This is a genomic window from Pseudomonadota bacterium (genome assembly GCA_039028155.1).
Classification (GTDB): Bacteria; Pseudomonadota; Alphaproteobacteria; order SP197; family SP197; genus JANQGO01.
Map to the genome: position 1 here is coordinate 38,006 of JBCCIS010000014.1, position 16,579 is coordinate 54,584.

Annotated in this window: 14 protein-coding genes; 6 read left to right on the plus strand and 8 right to left on the minus strand. The window is 64.3% G+C overall.

Annotation, left to right across the window (positions count from 1 at the left end):
• Window positions 1–31: 31 nt before the first annotated feature.
• Window positions 32–1,099, minus strand: a complete 1,068-nt coding sequence (locus AAF563_09720; GenBank protein ID MEM7121541.1) for a hypothetical protein — start codon at window positions 1,097–1,099, stop codon at window positions 32–34.
• Window positions 1,100–1,438: 339 nt separating this feature from the next.
• Here AAF563_09720 and AAF563_09725 point away from each other — a divergent pair, with 339 nt between their 5' ends.
• Window positions 1,439–1,582, plus strand: coding sequence for a hypothetical protein (locus AAF563_09725; protein ID MEM7121542.1), 144 nt, complete (start codon window positions 1,439–1,441; stop codon window positions 1,580–1,582).
• A 72-nt stretch (window positions 1,583–1,654) separates the two neighbouring features.
• Here AAF563_09725 and AAF563_09730 read toward each other — a convergent pair whose 3' ends face one another.
• The 3 genes from AAF563_09730 to AAF563_09740 all read right to left on the minus strand — a co-directional run bounded on the left by AAF563_09730 (window position 1,655) and on the right by AAF563_09740 (window position 5,082).
• Window positions 1,655–2,494 carry a hypothetical protein gene (locus AAF563_09730; protein MEM7121543.1) on the minus strand — a complete coding sequence of 280 codons (840 nt, stop codon included), beginning with the start codon at window positions 2,492–2,494 and terminating at the stop codon, window positions 1,655–1,657.
• A 213-nt stretch (window positions 2,495–2,707) separates the two neighbouring features.
• Entirely contained in the window at window positions 2,708–3,094 is a 387-nt protein-coding gene (locus tag AAF563_09735) for a hypothetical protein (protein ID MEM7121544.1), read from the minus strand.
• A gap of 137 nt (window positions 3,095–3,231) precedes the next feature.
• Window positions 3,232–5,082: a hypothetical protein gene (locus tag AAF563_09740; protein ID MEM7121545.1), complete on the minus strand. Its 1,851-nt coding sequence runs from the start codon at window positions 5,080–5,082 to the stop codon at window positions 3,232–3,234.
• Between the two features lie 226 nt (window positions 5,083–5,308).
• On the opposite strand from AAF563_09740, the gene AAF563_09745 reads away from it, so the two are divergent.
• The 4 genes from AAF563_09745 to AAF563_09760 all read left to right on the plus strand — a co-directional run bounded on the left by AAF563_09745 (window position 5,309) and on the right by AAF563_09760 (window position 9,717).
• Window positions 5,309–6,037 (plus strand): RNA polymerase sigma factor, encoded by a 729-nt coding sequence (locus AAF563_09745; GenBank protein ID MEM7121546.1) that lies wholly within the window; start codon window positions 5,309–5,311, stop codon window positions 6,035–6,037.
• Window position 6,038: 1 nt separating this feature from the next.
• Window positions 6,039–7,025 carry a hypothetical protein gene (locus tag AAF563_09750; GenBank protein ID MEM7121547.1) on the plus strand — a complete coding sequence of 329 codons (987 nt, stop codon included), beginning with the start codon at window positions 6,039–6,041 and terminating at the stop codon, window positions 7,023–7,025.
• Between the two features lie 106 nt (window positions 7,026–7,131).
• Window positions 7,132–8,127 (plus strand): endonuclease/exonuclease/phosphatase family protein, encoded by a 996-nt coding sequence (locus AAF563_09755; GenBank protein MEM7121548.1) that lies wholly within the window; start codon window positions 7,132–7,134, stop codon window positions 8,125–8,127.
• 426 nt (window positions 8,128–8,553) lie between these two features.
• Complete coding sequence (locus AAF563_09760) at window positions 8,554–9,717, plus strand: alpha-hydroxy acid oxidase (protein MEM7121549.1); 1,164 nt, start codon at window positions 8,554–8,556, stop codon at window positions 9,715–9,717.
• A gap of 602 nt (window positions 9,718–10,319) precedes the next feature.
• Here the strand turns inward: AAF563_09760 and AAF563_09765 are convergent.
• The 3 genes from AAF563_09765 to AAF563_09775 form a co-directional block, all read right to left on the minus strand.
• Window positions 10,320–11,723 (minus strand): M20/M25/M40 family metallo-hydrolase, encoded by a 1,404-nt coding sequence (locus tag AAF563_09765; GenBank protein MEM7121550.1) that lies wholly within the window; start codon window positions 11,721–11,723, stop codon window positions 10,320–10,322.
• 57 nt (window positions 11,724–11,780) lie between these two features.
• Window positions 11,781–12,707 carry a LysR family transcriptional regulator gene (locus tag AAF563_09770; GenBank protein ID MEM7121551.1) on the minus strand — a complete coding sequence of 309 codons (927 nt, stop codon included), beginning with the start codon at window positions 12,705–12,707 and terminating at the stop codon, window positions 11,781–11,783.
• A 127-nt stretch (window positions 12,708–12,834) separates the two neighbouring features.
• Window positions 12,835–14,439 (minus strand): peptidoglycan-binding domain-containing protein, encoded by a 1,605-nt coding sequence (locus AAF563_09775; GenBank protein MEM7121552.1) that lies wholly within the window; start codon window positions 14,437–14,439, stop codon window positions 12,835–12,837.
• A 266-nt stretch (window positions 14,440–14,705) separates the two neighbouring features.
• Between AAF563_09775 and AAF563_09780 the strand changes: the two genes are divergently transcribed.
• Window positions 14,706–15,851: an acyl-CoA dehydrogenase family protein gene (locus tag AAF563_09780; protein MEM7121553.1), complete on the plus strand. Its 1,146-nt coding sequence runs from the start codon at window positions 14,706–14,708 to the stop codon at window positions 15,849–15,851.
• 44 nt (window positions 15,852–15,895) lie between these two features.
• Here AAF563_09780 and AAF563_09785 read toward each other — a convergent pair whose 3' ends face one another.
• Window positions 15,896–16,489 (minus strand): LysR family transcriptional regulator, encoded by a 594-nt coding sequence (locus AAF563_09785; GenBank protein ID MEM7121554.1) that lies wholly within the window; start codon window positions 16,487–16,489, stop codon window positions 15,896–15,898.
• Window positions 16,490–16,579 lie beyond the last annotated feature (90 nt).

Here is a 16,579-nt window from a genome sequence, read left to right on the forward strand (position 1 = left end):
TGTTGTCCCGGTGCGGACAAGGCCGCTACGTCTACTGATCGATAACCTTGAAGGACTCGATCATCTGCTTCATCTCGTGCCAGACCTCGATCGAGCCTTGAGACTGGGGAATCCAGACAATCGAAATCAGGAAGACAAACCGAGAGCTGTCGACCAATTTGTACATTCGATAGGTCGAAACCTCCCTCAGCGTGCCGTTCAGCAGGACATTCGTCAGGGTGTTCTGTGTGCCCCACAGCATCATGGTGTCGTTGGCGACCATGGTGTCGATTGGATCACGGGCAACTGCCTGGTGCTGGGAGAAGATATTGCCGAGCGTCGGGCGCACCGGCGACTGTTCCGATAGAGATTTGTCAAGAATCATAAGAGAGAAGGAGTTCTCTAACTGTATCCCCTGAAGGTCCAAGCCCTCGGGGTTGATCATCGAGCGCCGAAACTCCGTGATTTTCGCCTCATCGACCTCCTCGTGGCCTTCTCCTTCTTCTTCCATCCGTTTCAGCAGCCTTTCAATGATAGCATCGACAACGGCATTCGAGGTCTGATCAGTCATCTCGATAGTCAGCGGATCGCCTTGGCTAAAGATGATGTTCTCCGATGACCGCAACATGCGGCCAAGCGGCACAACCGCGCCGTCCAGCAAGAACTGTTCTTCGGTGATCGCGGCGTCTTTCACGACGCCAACTTTTTTCGCTAGCTCCAATGCGGAGAGATGCGCCGGTTTGGACCAAAGCTCAGAATCCGGTCGCTTGAACGAATAGCCCTTGGTCATATCGACGTAGTAATCGCTGATATTCAAGGCTTCGACGGCTGCGGGTTCGACAGCGGTTCGGCTTGGGTCAGCCGTTGTCGTGATCTCGCCCACGTGCAGTACCAGTGGAGCGGATTTCCGGCGATTGTGCCGGTCAACAAAGAAGCCGACCACGATCAGAATCAGGAACCCCAGCATAAAGACGGGATACCAGGCACTTAGCGGGTGTGACGTTGGCGTCAGGCCCATCGCCGCCAGGATGACCGCTTCGGCGATCAGGGCGATGATGGTCAGGAACTTCATCCAATCGCTTACGGCATCCAGGATTCCGGCTCTCGTATCCTCTGCCATGAGTCCCTCCAGACTGGTCGTGATGGCTTCAAGGTTGGATCGCTCCGTTGGTGGGAGACGACCAGCTCACATGCTTCAGACTACAGATGACCGCATGGCGCTAGCAAGGACGCCGCTCGTTGCCGTTCAACACAGGGAGGGAAGACCATGAACACCAAAGACCTCGAGAACTTTGACCAGATGCCGTTCGTTTTCTGGGTCAAGGATGACGAGGGACGTTAACTATGGGGCAATAAGACGGTCAACGACGTCGACAAAGAGGGCGTCGTCAGCAAGGCCGATCACGAACGCGTTTGGTCCGACAATGCCGAGGCCCTGCACGCCGCCGACGAAAGGGTGATGCGCAAGGGCAAGCCGGACTTCATGCGCGAGCATGTCGACAAGTCCGGTAAGGGCAATGAAATGCTGAGCGTTTGCAAGTTCATGGGCGGACTCGACGGCAAGCGGCGCTGCTTCGGCGTCTCTTTCCTCATCGAGAAGTGATGTGAACGCAAAAGACGGGCCGCGTCTTCGATCGGACGCGGCCCGTCATGCGTAGCGAGTCAGTGGGCGCGGCTAACTCGCTGCATCGCCGTTGAACGTCACGTTCACGGTTTCTGTGCCCTCGGGCAGCGTCGGCGCGCGCGTTTCGAACGCGACAGTCTGGCCGGGCATGATTTCACTCGCCGGTGGAACGATCCGCCATTTGGTCAGCATCTGACCGGCGCCATCCAGCAACTCGGCGTTCAACAGAGGGATTGGTTGCACGCGATCGCTGTTGCTCGTCACGACACCCTGGATCACCAGCGTCGTCACACCGCCGACCACTTCCGTCGTCGGTGTGGCCAGTTGGATTTCCAATCCGTGACCGGCCTGATCGTTTACTGATGCCAACTGCGGTTGCTGATCGTTGCATGGCTCCAGGCGATAGGTGCCGGTGCCGTCTTGATAATGATCGACACAATGGGCGGCGGCATAGGCGTCCTGGTCGATGTTCGGCCAGTTGATGCCGATGCGGGCATTGCGCACCTCACCACCACGGAGCTGAAGCGCATAGAGACCGGGTGGCAGAGGCTGGCTGGGCGTGACACGGATGGTGTCGGCGCGTCCGGCGATGATGCTGTAGGTGACAGGCACCAGATAGGCGTCGCTGATCGGCACGTCCCACTCGCTGCCGCTGGTCGGCATGATGTCGCCGCCGGCCGAAACCTGACTGCGAACCCACGCGACCTTGCGCAGGAAGATCTTTTGTGACGGTTGGCTCGCCAGGTTCTCACCAGGCGCGTAGACGACGAATTGCGTCTGCTCGGGCATGGTCGAACGCCAGCCCCAACTCTGGTTCTCCCAGGCCGCGTCACCGTCGATGCGCACGGTTTCATCGGCGCGGATGGCGTAAAGGCCCGGATTGTCAGGCACCAGATGGGCGTCCGGCGGCGCCGAACTGCAAGCTTGAAGAAGGGTGATAAGACACGCGGCGACAAGGCCTCGTGTTCCAACGGCATGATGAAACATCGTTCGAGCTCCTGAGCATGTTTGGCCGATCCGACTCCCCGTAAGCGGTGACGTCCAGGGCGCGGCGGCGTGACACCGGGTCACGCTGTTTCCGCCGCGCCGCGGACGCTGGCCGCGTCAGTCGGACTGGCTGGTTGCCGTCGCCGACGCATTCGCCTCGGCGTTACAGCCGCCGTCCTGGCTAGCGGCATGATCCTCGTCGTGTTGATGGTTGGTCTCGCCGTCCGCCGTGGCGCTGGCGGTCGCCGTCGCGTGGGCGGCGCAGTCGGCCTTTTGATCCGTGGTGATGGTGGAACCAGAGCTGGCGGAAGCCGATGCACTGGCAGAGGCGGCGGTCTCGTCGCTGTTCATGGTCGTGATGTCCTCCAGGCTTTCGACCGTGATCGCGTCATCAGCCCAGCTCGACGCGGCGAACAGGGCGGCAGCACTGCCGACCAGCAGCATGGCGGCGACGGTCAGGCCACGGGTCGTGGCGATCAGGTTTGTCGTTCGGTGGTTTCTCAAGGGTTCACTCCGTCTTGTCGGTTATCGGGAGGTGCCGCATCGGTGGCCGGCGGGGCGAGCCGCCGGCCACCTCTACGGGGAGCCGGACATGGCGACTCAGGGCTCGCCATTGTCCGGGCTCACGGCCACGCGGGCCGTCACTGGGCAGCCACCCCATCGACGCTTGCGGACGCGCCAGCCAGGCTGCCGACAACGATGGTTGCTGCGTTTGCCGCGGCTTCGGCGTTGACCTCGGCGCTCAACGCCGCCTGGGCCGCCGCCTGGGCCTGGGCTTGGGCTTCGGCGGTGCCAATGGCATCGGCAAGCGACCGGGCCTGTGCCGCGGCCTGGGCGGCCGCGCTGGCTGCCGCACCGGCATGGGCCGCAGCCTCGGCCGCCGCCGATGCCGACGACGCCCCCTCCGCATGGGCGGCCGCGCTGGCTGCCGCTTGAGCGGCGGCGCTGGCATTGCCGACCGCCTGAGCGATCGCGGTCGCCATGGCGGTGGCCGTCACCGTCGTGCCGTCATCGTTGGTCACCGATGCGGTCGCGGTTGCCGTCGCCTGAGCGGTCGCGCTGGGCGTGCCGTCGTCACCTTCGTCAGCTGCCGCTTGGGTGCTGGCTTCGGCGGTGGCATCGGCCTCGGCTTCGGCACTCGCTTCGCCGTCCTGATAGGAGGCTTCGCTGCTGCCTGTCGCCGACGTTTCGGCAGTGCCGTTGCCTTCCACCGCGGCGCTGGCGTTTGCCATGGAGTTCGCCTCGGCCACGGTGCTGTCGTCGACCGAGATCTCGACGCCTGTCTTGACGCCCGACGATGCCGCCGCGTCTTCGCCTTCGGCGCTGCCGGACGCATTGCCAATAGAGCCGCCGACAGCTTCACCGTCGATGGCCGCGGCGACCGAAGCGCCGGAAGCCGAAGCCGATGCGGTGCCGTCCGCCGACGCGTCGGCGCCGCTCCAGCTTCCGGTGTCGATCGAGGTGCCGTTCACGCTGGCGCTGGCCGATGTGTCGATGCCGACCGAGGTCGACGCCCCATCACCCTCGGCATCCGCGTCAGCGCTGCCCAAGGCACCGCTGACCGCTGCGTCGCCGTTTGATGATGCGAATGAACTGCCCGAGCTCGACGCGTTGGCCGACGTACTGCCGCTTGCGTTCGACGTAGTATTGACGCTTGCCGAGCTGCCGCCGGTTGACGCGCTTAGGTCGGTGCCGGTCTCGCTCGATCCGTTGCCCGCGACGGCGCCGTCGGTGTCGCCTGATGCCTCCGCATTGCCGCCGTCATCACCGACAGAGGCGCTCGCGCTTGCATCGCTCGACGCGCTGGCTGTGCCCGCGCCATCCACTGAGGCGGAGGCGCCGGTATCCGAGTTGGCCGACGCGCCATCGCCATTGGTTCCGGCATCTGCGCTTGCCGATGTGCCGGCAGAGGCGCCGTCGCCCTCGGCCGACGCGGAAGCACCGGCATCGGCGGATGCGCTGTTGCCGTCGCCGGACACCCCGGCACTGGCATTGGCGCCAGCTGATGCGTTGTCGCCGGACGCCGAGCCTTCGGCGCCGGCACTGGCCGTTCCGCCGCCGACGCTGGCATTGGCCGATGCGGAGGCGGATGCGTTGCCACCGCTTGCCGTGCCGCTGCCACTGGCCGAGGCACTGCCGCCGCTATCGCCAGCACCGCCATCGTTCCCACCGGCGTCGGCGTCACCGCCGCCGTCGGCATCGCCACCGCCGCCATCGCCGGCACCATCGGTGTCACCGCCGCCAGCGTCGCCTCCAGCTTCACCGCCCCCGGCGTCACCGCCATCGCCACCATCTCCACCGTCTCCACCGTCACCACCGTCTCCGCCGGCATCGCCACCACCGGCGTCCGCTTGGGCGAGAACGAGGGCGCTTTGGGCGGGCGCATTGATCGTGTCCATGCCACCAATCATGAGTTGACCGGCATGGGCGGTTCCCAGTCCCAGGGCGGCGGCGCTGACACTGGCCGTCAGAAGTAGATCTTTAAGGCGCATGAATTTGATTCCTTCACTGCGGTTCGCTGGAAAAGACGACAGGCCGCACCATTCGGATTCGTTCACCTGGCGATGGGTTGGCTCGCTGGGCGACATGGCTGACTGGTGCCAATCGCGTTGATGCGACCTGTCACCCCATGGAGTGGGCGTCGCCGCCGTCTATTCCTGACAGCGCGAAAAGAAGCTTGGACGCGGCGTCGGCCAAACAGATATGCGAAGAAAGGTGATGGACGCGCTTCGCCGCGGATCGTCTGGGCTTGAAGCATCCAGACACCCCGCACGGTGCCGTGCGCGCGCCCGCGAACTTTCTTTTTCGGGAATAGAGCCGGTGCCGCTGCGTCATCGTACGGCGGCAAAAAAAGTCACGGGTTCGACCCGTCTGCCACATTCTCCACCCAATGCGGAACCAAGCTACTCATTCGCCAACGCTGGGGAACGGGGGCAGCCTTTGCAGTCTTTGTCCGACGAACTTCGCAGCAGCATCGCAGGGCTTCGCCGCTACGCGTTGTCGCTGGTCGGCAACAGCACCGATGCGGATGACTTGGTGCAGGAAACGTTGCAACGCGGGCTGGCGGCGATCCGTGATGGCCGCAAGATCCACAACATGCGCGGCTACCTCTTCACCATCCTGCACAATGTCAGGGTGTCGCAGCTGCGCTATGGCCGCGAGGGCGACCATGTCGCCATGGAAGACCTGACCACAGAACTGCCGATAGCCGCCAACCAGGAACACGCGGTTCAGCTCAACGAACTATTTTTGGCGATTTCGCGGCTGCCCATGGAACAAAGAGCCGTGATTTTACTCGTATGTCTGGAAGGGTTCAGTTACCGGCAGACCGCCGACATCCTGGATATCCCGATTGGAACGGTGATGTCGCGGCTGTCGCGGGCGCGCCGGGCGCTGATGAACGGCATGGACAAGGCCGAACGGCCGAAGCTGGCGGAGATCAACTGATATGGATACAGGCGGCAGAGACGCGAACCGAGGCGGCAAAAGGGTGCCGTGGGGCGATGGCATTCTGGACGCCTATCTTGACGGCGAACTGGACGATGCCGAACGCGAGGCGGTCGAGCGCTACCTGCTGGCGGACGCGGAGGCCGCGGCCTATGTGCGCAGCGGGCGCTTGATCCGACAGGATCTGCATCGCCTGTTCGACAGGCGGCTGGAAGCACCGCTGCTGCCCCAGCATGTCGAACTGGGTCTGGCGATCGAGCGCGCCAACGAGATCAATCGGGCGCCGCGCCAGCACCGTGGCGACTGGCTGCGGCTGCCCCTGCAGCTTGCCGCCGCCGCCGTCTTTGCCATCGTCATGTTGGGCGCTATCGCCGTGGGCCTGCGCGCGATCGTCGGCGGACCTTCCGATCAAGACCTCTTCGCCTTGTTCTCGCCTGGCTCGGGCGACGAGGCGCCGCTGCAACAGGTGGCCGATGACGGCTCAGCACCTGAGGCGACGCTTGCCGCCGGTGGCGCGGCGACCACGCTCGAGGACGGCGCCACGGAACCGGCGGCGCCGGGGCATGGCGCGCCAGACTTCAGCGTCTTCGGGTTCAACCTGGTCGGCGCCCGTCTGCTGTCGGAAAGCGACGAAAGCGCCATGCAACTGGTTTATGAATCGGAAGCCGGCAGGCGGGTCGAACTCTTCTATAGCCCGGATGCCGAAAGCAGCGAGACGAGCCTGACGGTGATGGAGGAGGGGCTGGTCAGCGCTCTCTTCTGGCGCACGGACGGGCTGTCCTACAGCCTGATCGGCGATGTGCCGCGCGACCTGATCCTCGAAATGGGCCGTGTCGTTGACGGCGAATGGACCGTTCCGCTGCCCAGCGAAGCGGCCGAGCGTGCAAATGATGACGCCGGCCTCGCAGCCGATGGCGACGATGCTTCGGCGGTCACCGGTGATGGCGAGGCCGACGAGATCCCGGCCGCTGGCGGCGAGAGCCTCTAACTCGAACTGATAGCAGTACGGTCATTCGATGACCTCATGGTGTCGTCGTCGGCATTTCGTGCGATCATGACACCCAGTCGTGTCGAAACCGACTGGGGGCTTTCCGATGTCCGATCCCTTGCCGTCATGGCAGGCCGCCAACGCGCCGGCGGCGGTAAAAGACGAGATGACGGCGTTGCGCGCCGAGCTCGACGCGACGGTGCCGCCGAAACGCCAGGCCGACCGTAACCTTCTGATCGCGACCTGGAACATCAAGGCGTTCTCGTCGCTGACCCGCAAGTGGACGGCTTCCAACAGCGACAGTCCCAAGCGTGATTTTCGAGGCCTGTGGGCGATCACGGAGATCATCTCGCGTTTCGACGTGATCGCGATCCAGGAGATCAAAGGCGATCTGCGCGCGTTGCGCACCATGATGAAGACGCTCGGTCCGTCGTGGCGGTTCCTGATGACCGATGTCACCCGGGGCAGTGCCGGCAACAGCGAACGCATGGGTTTCGTCTTCGACACCACGAGGGCCAATCTCTCCGGCCTTGCCGGTGAACTCGTGGTGCCGGAAGAAGAACTGGGCGCGATCGGCGCCGATGCGCTTCAAAGTCAGTTCGCACGCACGCCCTATGCGGTGAGTTTCCAGGCGGGTTCGGAGACCTTCACGCTGGTGACGCTCCATGTCGACTTCGGCTCCTCGTCCGCCGGGCGGGTACCGGAACTCAAGGCCATCGCCAAATGGCTCGACCGCTGGGCCAAGCAGGCCAATGCTTATGGCCAGAACTTCATCGCGCTCGGCGATTTCAACATCGACCGCAAGGGCGACAAGCTATGGGAAGCCTTCACCAGCACAGGGCTTGAGGTGCCTGAGGCGCTGCATAAGGTGAAGCGATCGATCTTCGCCGATGACGACGACACCGAGCTTGAGAAGTACTACGACCAGATCGCGTGGTTCACGTCAGGCAAGAAACGCCGACTGAGCATGATGTTCGACAGCGCCGGCATGGTCGACTTCGTGCCCTTCCTCTATCAGGACAAAGGCTTCTCGAAGTCCGTCGTGCAGCACCGCCTGTCCGACCACTACCCCCTGTGGGCCGCGTTCGACTGTCGCGACTGACCTTTCAGTCGCGCGTCATGTGCCGCGCCGGTGCAGCACCGGCCGGTTCCTGTGCGAGATAGAGACGGGGATTAGAAGAAGAGCAGCGAGGAGATGGTGATGTTGACGACGGTGATGCCGGTGGCGATCAGGCTGTAGATGGCGAGTTCCCGCCAGTTTGGCGATCCTTGCTTCTTTTGTTTCATGACCCTGGGCCGTCCCGCCGGGTAAGAGTTGCCGTCACCGCTATCCTTAGTGCAAGTCACGTGCCAGACAATTGATGGCCGTCACACTTTTTCCTGGCGAATCAACGCTTAACCCATATTCCTTAATATACTACTAACGGAGTATGTGCCGGCCGCCCGTCGGTTCGATGCGTTCGCGCCGCTGTTCTTGGCGGCGATCCCGGCTAACCTCGCCGCCGCAAATCCTTCGGGGACTCCGCCGATGACATTGATGCAGCGCTACCCCTCCGTGGCCGACTTGGAGCGCCGGGCGCGCCGGCGTATCCCGCGGTTTGCCTGGGATTACCTGGCCGGCGGCTCCGGCCAGGAGCGTTTGGTGGGGCGCAACCGGGAGGCTTTCGACCGGGTTTTGATGACGCCGCGTTTCTTTGTCGATATCGCCGACACCGACCTTTCCGTCGAGGTCTTCGGTACGCGCTATGCGATGCCGATCGGCGTGGCGCCGATCGGCCAGGCAGGCCTGGTATGGCCGGGGGTCGAGGCGATGCTGGCCCGCGCGGCCAAAAATGCCGGCATTCCCTATCTGCTGAGCACCGTGTCGACCGCCGTCATGGAGGAAATCGGCGCCATCGGCGGCGACCACGCGTGGTTCCAGCTTTACCCGCCGGCCGACCGGGCGATCGAGAAGGATCTGATTGCCCGCGCCCAGGCATCCGGCTTCGGCGCCATGATCGTCACCATCGACGTGCCAGTGCAGGCCCGCCGCCTGCGCGACATACGTAACGGCTTTTCGGTGCCGCCGCGCATCAATTGGCTGAATGTTGTCCAGGCTGCGCTAGCGCCCGCGTGGTCGATTGCAACCCTGCGCCACGGCCTGCCGTACTTCCGCACGGTCGAGCCCTATGTCGACGACAAGTCCGATATGAAGGAGAGCGTGACGTTCCTGAGAGACCAATTCACTGGCCCGATGTCGCGCGAGCATTTCGGCGAGATCCGGCGTCAGTGGCAGGGCCCGCTCATCGTGAAAGGCATCCAGCATCCCGACGACGCGCGGCTGGTCGTGGAGTTGGGCGCCGACGGCATCATCGTCTCGAACCACGGCGGCCGGCAGCTTGACGGCGAACGCGCGACGATTGACGTTTTGCCCGACATCGTCGAGGCGGTCGGCGACACAACGACGGTGATGCTGGATAGCGGGATCAGAACCGGTCTTGACGTGGTGCGCGGGCTGGCGCGCGGCGCCCAGTTCACGTTCAGTGGGCGCAGTTTCATGTTCGCGATCGCGGCCCTGGGTGAGGCCGGCGGCGATCATGTCGTGCAGATCTTACGAGAGGAACTGTTGCACGTGCTGGGGGAACTTGGCTGCCCGCGCGCCGCGGACATGGACGCGGCCTGGTTGGCCGCGCCGTGGTCGTCAGACGGCTAGAACAGCAGGAGTGACGATACCGCCACATTGACGACACAAACCATGGTGCCGAGGCCGGTGTAGAGAACCAGCTCCCGCCAATTGCCTGAACCCTTGTTGTTCTTTTTCTCGCTCATTGTTTTCCGCCGTGTCATACGCGCGCTCTTGAGGTGTTACGTATGACCCGCGTCAATCCGATGCTATTGACCGGCATCACATTGATGTCACCTCGGCGGAAGAACGGCACAATCGCGCCACAATCTGTGACCGCCATCAACACGGGCGGCCCAGAATGCCCATGCACGGCTGTTGGTTCATGGCTTAGCCGGCACCGTTGCTGCGGGAGCAGAGACCAAACTAAAACAGCACCAGCATGACGACGCCGATATTGGCGGCGGATACCACGGTGGCGAAGCTGCAATAGACGATCAGTTCTTGCCAGCTTGAGAGAGAAGAAGTCGGTTTGTCGTTCATCGTGCCGGTCCATGCGGTGAAAGCAAATCCCGGTCCCCACCCTCAGGTAGGCGACACGACGGCGACATCAACGCTCCGCACGGCGACCTCACCGTGGCTTGATAACGCTTGTTGCGTTGGTGAGGCGCGCTGACGGCGCGGAAACGTTGTCAGGAGGCGGGCGTCAGCTTGTCCAGCGCGCCCAGCTCGTCCAGCAGGTAGACGTTCGTTGCGATCGCCTTTTTGAACACACCGAGGTCCATGGATTCGTTGGGACCGTGGATCGAGCTGGCGGGATCCAGAACGCCGTTCAAGATCAGCGGCAGATGAGAGAAGCGTTCCGCGAACAGAGCGACGAACGGTATCGAACCGCCGACACCAATCTGCACGAGATCGTGACCCCACGCCTTGCTGTACGCACGCCCTGCGGCGTCAAACGCCGGGCCCTTGGGTTCATAAAGCCACGCATCGCCGTGGCCCGGCCGTTCGTGGACCGTCAGCTTGACGCCACCGGGCGGTTCGTGGGTCAGGGCCTCGGTGACATCCGCCACCAGCGCCTCGGGATCCTGGCCCGGCGCAACGCGGATCGACAGCGCTGCCGTTGCCGCATGGCGCAGCGCGTTCTTCTCGTGATCGGGCTGCGGCAGTGTCGTCGAGACAATGGTTAGCGCCGACTGCCGCCACGCCCACTCGGCGAGCGGGCGGCCACGCTCAGGCAGCGCCGAGACGCCGTCGATGATTTGGGTGGCCTTCTCGACGGTCGCCGCATCGAACGGCAGTTCGCGGGCGGCATCGCGCCAGGCTTGTGGCACGTCGACACGGCCCAGTATGAAACGGCCGTCGTCGTCGACCAGGCGCGCCAGCGCCTTGACCAGCGCGGTCGACACGTCCGGCGCGACATTGCCCCACAGGCCGGAATGCACATCGGATGCAAGCGCTTCGCACGTCACGTCCAGTTCCACCAGGCCGCGCAAGGATGTCGTCAGGCCGGGGATCTCTGTGGACGGGTTGTCGCAATCGGTCAGCACCATGGCGTCGGCGTCGAAGACGTCGGGGTAGGCGTCCATGTAACCGACCAGGTTGGGCGAGCCGATTTCCTCTTCGCCCTCGATGATCAGCTTGACGTTGACCGGCAGCGCGCCGGCGACCGCAAGCCAGGCTTCGATGGCCGCGAGGTGACTGACCCAGCCGCCCATGTCGTCGCCGGAACCGCGGGCATAGAGCCTGCCGTCGATCTCGACCGCTTCATGGGGTGGCGTGTTCCACGGCTCGCCCTTGACCGGCTGCAGATCCATGTGGCCGTAGATCAGAACCGTTGGCTTGCCCGGTCCGGCGTCCATACGTTGCGCCGCGACGGCAGGCAGCGCGCCGTCAAGTTCCAACACCTGTGCGTTATCAAAGCCGAGCGCGTCCAAGTCGTCGCGGATCCGGTGCGCCAGCGCCACGACATCCTTGGCGTGATCGGGATCGCACGAGATTGCGGGATAGGCGATGTACCCGCCCAGACGCTTCACCGTCTGTTGGAAGTTATCCTCCGCATAGCGGCGCACGTCTTCGCTTCGGTTGCTGACCATCGCGGCACTCTCCGTTGCTCCATCCTGTTACTCTATAGAGGGCAGCGGCTAGCCTGTTCAACTGCTTGCCGCGAACCCGCCTTCGTGTACCCGGCACCAGTCGGCCAGTTGTTCGGCGACGGTGGCGACCGCTTTGTCTTGGTCACCGGTGCTACGCCGCGCGACGCTCCAGGGAATGGTGAGACCCCGGTCAGTCAGACGACACGCGGCGAGCGCGCCGCTCTCGAGATGTGGCGCTATGGCCCAGCGCTGCACGATGGCGACGCCCAGATTGGCCTTTACGAGATCCACGATCGCGTCGATCAGTTCGACCCGGATGATACGGCGCGGCGACACGCCGGCCGGGCGCCAGAACAGATCCAGTTCGTGGCCGGGCAGGTTGGTGAAACTATAGGTCAGCACATCGTTGTCGCGGAAGTCAGTGGCTTCAACGCTGTCGCGCGCCGCCAGCCGGTGCTCCGGCGACATGATGGCGACCAGCTCGTCATCGAACAGCGGCAGGGATGTCATGCCTGCCGGGATCAGGGCATCGGGCACAACCGCCAGATCGATATCGCCTTCCTGCAGCGCGGCCAGCGGCCTTTGGACGGCGTTCGCCATCAGCTCGACCTCGATCGCCGGTGCCGCTTCGTGCAGGCGGTTCAGGAAGTCCGGCAGCCAGTGGTAACTGCTGTAGGTCGCGACCCCCAGCCGCACCACCGCTTCGATCCCGTGACCCATCTTCTGGGCGGCCGTTTCGACCTGCTCGAGCTCGTCGAGCAGGCGCGCGGACGCCTGATGGAGGAGCTCGCCCGCCGGCGTCAGGCGCAGGCGCCGGCCGAGCCGGGTGAAGAGGGCGAGGTCCAGACGCCGCTCCGCCTCGCGGATCCGGTGACTGAGCGCCGACGGCGTGACGCCCAGAAGCTGCGCGGCGTCGGCGACCGTGCCGGTCTCGACGATGGCCGTCAGCATCTGCAGATGATTGATCCCAAGCCTGGGTGCCATGGCGTTAGCTGAAAACAGTTCAATTCAACGCCACATTAGAGCAAAAATCTCTAATGATTGCGAGGCCACGCGAATGTGCATTGGCGTTGCGCTACGCCCTTACGTCGACAGTATTGGAAACCGCCGCTTAGCGGTGAATGGCGGCGAGTGTCTCGGCCGAATGAGCGAGCGCCAGGGCGCGCTCGGCGTCGGATGCCACCTGGAAGGCGCTGGCGACCGCGTCGTCCAGGCTGTCGTCGGCGGCGTTCTGGTCGCCGGCATCGGCCAGTTCAACGGCCAGATGAAGCTGCAGGAGCGAGCGGCGATAGGCCTGATTGACGTCGTCGAGGGCCCGGCGCGCGGCGAAGGCGAGCGGCGCGTTGTCGTCGGCCATGGCGAACAGGGTGCCGGCCTTCAGCGCGTCGTCCTCGATCAGTTCGGCGCTTTCCAGAGCGGCGGCGCTGTCACCGATCGCGGCCTGGCCCTGGGCGATGACCGAATAGGCCTCGTCCCGGCGGCGCTTGAAGGGGATCTCGCGGGCGGCATCCAGCGCTTCGTTCAGGATAGTCCGCGCGGCGGTGCCATCCTGACCGCTGGCGCTGGCGGCAAGCGCCAGGCTGCGGTACTCGGCCGGCACGATGGCGGCGGAGACCTGATGGGCGCTGGCGTAGTCGCCATGATCGACCAGGTAGCGGACCAGGGCCAGCTCGGCCAACGCGCGGTGATCGGGGGTGCGAATGGCCACGGTCAACTGCCGCGCCGTCTCAAGCCGATCAACCATCAGCAGGGTCGTGACGATCTGCGGCGTGATGCGGTCGCGCGCCTCGACCTCGGTGACGGCAAGGGTCGCCGCGGAGGCGCGCTCCAGTACAGCCTGGGCATCGTCGGTCCGGTCGACCGCGTGCAGCATCTGGGAGAACTCGATCAGGCGCCACGGGTTGATCGCGGCACCTTCGTCGCTCTCGATTGTCGCCCGGGCCTCGGCAACGGCGCGGTTGACGACTGCCGGCTCGCCGGCTTCGTGCGCGGCGCGGGCGACGGCGTCCAGCCCGGCGATCTTGATGCGCACGATCGGCACGACGTCGATCAGTTCCAGCGCTTCGTCGTATCGGCCTTGGTTGCTGAGGCCCATCGCGAGCACATCGAGGGCGCTGATGATGTAACGGGGATCGCGGATGCGGCGCAGGGTCTGGCGCGCTGCCTCGACCTGACCCATGGCGATCTGAACTTCGGCAATCTGCAGGAACGCGAAACTGCGTCGCTCGACATCGTTCATCTCGCGGGCAGCGGCGATGGCGTGATCCAGCAGGCAGGCGGTTGTCGGCTCGTTGGCGCAGTTTTCTTCGGCAACGCTGTCCAGGAACGGGCCGCCCAGGACCGGTGAAAGCAGATCCTGGGTCGCTTCGCTGGCCGCCAGCACCTCGCGGGCATCGTCGATCTGCTCGACACGATTGTCTTCAAGATGGTCCAGAAGCGCCTGGGCCTTATCCTGCTGACTATAGAGATGATCCAGCAGTTCGCGGCTCGGCAGGCCGTCCACCGGCCAGCCGCTTGCCAGCTGCACTTCGCTGATTGCCTGGTTGGTCATCGGGCCCAGGATGCCGTCAACCGGACCGGCGTAGAAACCCAGGCGGCGCAGTTCGTCCTGCAGATCGCGCACCAGGCCGTCGGCCTGGGCCTGACCTTGCTCGATACCGCTTGAAATGGCGTGTGCGGGGCCCGTGGCCGTAAAGGCCAGGCCGACCGCAAGCAAACATGCCCCGGCGAGCCTTCCGCAGGTCTGGCCAATCTGGCTAGGGGCGCGGCTCGATGGGTCGTTTGGGAACGTCATGTTTGTTATGTCGACCTTTGCTTGTCGCTGTTAGGTCAAGTAACCGTCAGCGAGATAAGCGGGCAATTTCAGTGGCATCGGTTGTGATCTTCTAAGGCCCTGATGTCAATGGATCTATCGAGATAGGGTATGCTTGTCGTGATGGCGCGCACATCTTGTGGATAAAATCACAGCTTTAAGGGGAGTTCATGAACGTTCATTCAGGTGACCGGACTGGCGAATTGGTTAACGCGGCGCGCCGTTTCGCCGCCGACCACGTGGTCGAGGCGGCCGCGGATTGGGAGCGCGAGCGGCGCATGCCGGCCGAGCTCTTCAAGACCGCGGCCGAAGCGGGTCTCCTGGGCCTGATGGTGCCTCCGGAGGCTGGCGGCCATGGCCTCGGCCTCAAACAGACCGCGGCGATCGACGAGGTTCTGGCCGGCGCCGACATGGCGCTGGCCTTCGCGTTCAAGGTCCACGGCAACCTCGCCGGAAACCTGGCCCGCAACGGCTCACCGGCCCAGATCGAGCGTTACCTGAAGGCCATGCTGACGGGTGAGGTGATCGGCGCCTTTCTGCTGACCGAGCCCCGGGGCGGCAGCGATGCCACCGCGATCACCACGCGTGCCCGGCCCGATGGCGACGGCTGGGTGTTGGACGGCGAGAAAGCCTGGGTTTCCAATGGTGCCGTCGCCGGTGTCATGCTGGTTTTCGCCCAGACCGACCCGGCGAAGGGCTGGCGCGGCATCGCGGGCTTCCTGGTTGACGCCGACACGCCCGGCATCAAACGGCAGCCCGCCTATCATATGCTGAGCGGCCACGCACTCGGCACCTGTGGTGTGACGTTCGAAGGCGTGCAACTCAGCCGCGACGCCATGCTCCTGGAGCCCGAGGCCGCGTTCAAAGGCGCCATGGGCGGCATCGACATCGCGCGCATCGGCGTTGGCGCCATGGCCGCCGGCATGATGGCGGCAAGTCTGGACGCGGCTCTTGCCCACACCCGCGAACGCGCGGCGTTTGGTCAGACGATCGCCGATTTCCAGGGCGTGCAATGGCAGCTTGCCGAGGCGGCGACGGACCTGGAGGCCACGCGCCTCCTGACCGGCCACGCGGCGGATCTGTTCGATGCCGGCGAGAACGCGACGGTCGCTGCGGCGCATGCCAAGAAGTTCGGCAGCCGGGCGGCGGTGCGGACGATTTCCAAGCTGACGCAGATCATGGGCGCTATCGGCTTCCGCCACGATGCCGGTCATCCGCTGGCGCGTCATCTGGCGAGCGCCAAGATGGCCGAGTGGCTCGACGGCGCCAATGAGATCCAGAACCTCGTCATCGCACGCTCGCTGCTGCGGGACTGATCAGACGGATGGGAGCAGGCGTCTCCGCTAGCCTGTTGCTCGTCTCAGGCCATACAGGCCCTTAGATCCGCGATGATGGCTCTCGATTGCCGGCATTCGATCAGACCGTTGCGGCAGATGAACTGAAGCGGCTCGTCCCCAGGAGAAGGAGCTCCGCCCTCGATCGTGATCGCGCTCAAGCCGCCGGCCGCGCCGACGCCTGTGCGCACCAGACAGTCGAGTTTGTTGTCCAGGATCAAGGCCAGGTCCGACGTGCTGCGGTTGTCACTGACGAAGTTGTCGAGTGCAGATGAGTGGCGTGGCCATCTCTTGGGCAGCATGCCGGCGGCTTTAGGGCACAGGCCGAGTAAGAACTTTCTGGCATTGAGGTCCGGCGCGATCGCTTCAGTCGCTTCGGTCAGGTCCTCTAGGGCGCGTGAGATCCTGGGGTGATAGGCCTCGCCTTCCTCCGTCAGCAGGAGCCCGTGAGGCAAGCGGCGAAACAGCGCGATGCCGAGTGACGTCTCCAGCTTCTTGACTTGCTGGCTCACCGCACCCGCGGTCACGCCAAGTTCGTTCGCCGCAAGCTTAAAACTCAGGTTCCGGGCCGCCGCTTCAAAGGCGCGCAATCCGTTCAGTGGGGGGATTCTGTACGTCATTGTTTCCTCGGCGCGGAAAACAGCATGCTTAGGAGTGGCGCTCGACTCAGTTTTTCTAAGCCTGGGCGAGAGATCTTCTGATTTGCTCGG

Coding starts and splice junctions, on each gene's coding strand:
- AAF563_09755 (MEM7121548.1), top strand. CDS start 7,132: ATGTCCGATCCCTTGCCGTCATGGCAGGCCGCCAACGCGCCGGCGGCG.
- AAF563_09720 (MEM7121541.1), bottom strand. CDS start 1,099: ATGGCAGAGGATACGAGAGCCGGAATCCTGGATGCCGTAAGCGATTGG.
- AAF563_09745 (MEM7121546.1), top strand. CDS start 5,309: ATGGACGCGCTTCGCCGCGGATCGTCTGGGCTTGAAGCATCCAGACAC.
- AAF563_09740 (MEM7121545.1), bottom strand. CDS start 5,082: ATGCGCCTTAAAGATCTACTTCTGACGGCCAGTGTCAGCGCCGCCGCC.
- AAF563_09725 (MEM7121542.1), top strand. CDS start 1,439: ATGCGCAAGGGCAAGCCGGACTTCATGCGCGAGCATGTCGACAAGTCC.
- AAF563_09770 (MEM7121551.1), bottom strand. CDS start 12,707: ATGGCACCCAGGCTTGGGATCAATCATCTGCAGATGCTGACGGCCATC.
- AAF563_09760 (MEM7121549.1), top strand. CDS start 8,554: ATGACATTGATGCAGCGCTACCCCTCCGTGGCCGACTTGGAGCGCCGG.
- AAF563_09780 (MEM7121553.1), top strand. CDS start 14,706: ATGAACGTTCATTCAGGTGACCGGACTGGCGAATTGGTTAACGCGGCG.
- AAF563_09765 (MEM7121550.1), bottom strand. CDS start 11,723: ATGGTCAGCAACCGAAGCGAAGACGTGCGCCGCTATGCGGAGGATAAC.
- AAF563_09785 (MEM7121554.1), bottom strand. CDS start 16,489: ATGACGTACAGAATCCCCCCACTGAACGGATTGCGCGCCTTTGAAGCG.
- AAF563_09750 (MEM7121547.1), top strand. CDS start 6,039: ATGGATACAGGCGGCAGAGACGCGAACCGAGGCGGCAAAAGGGTGCCG.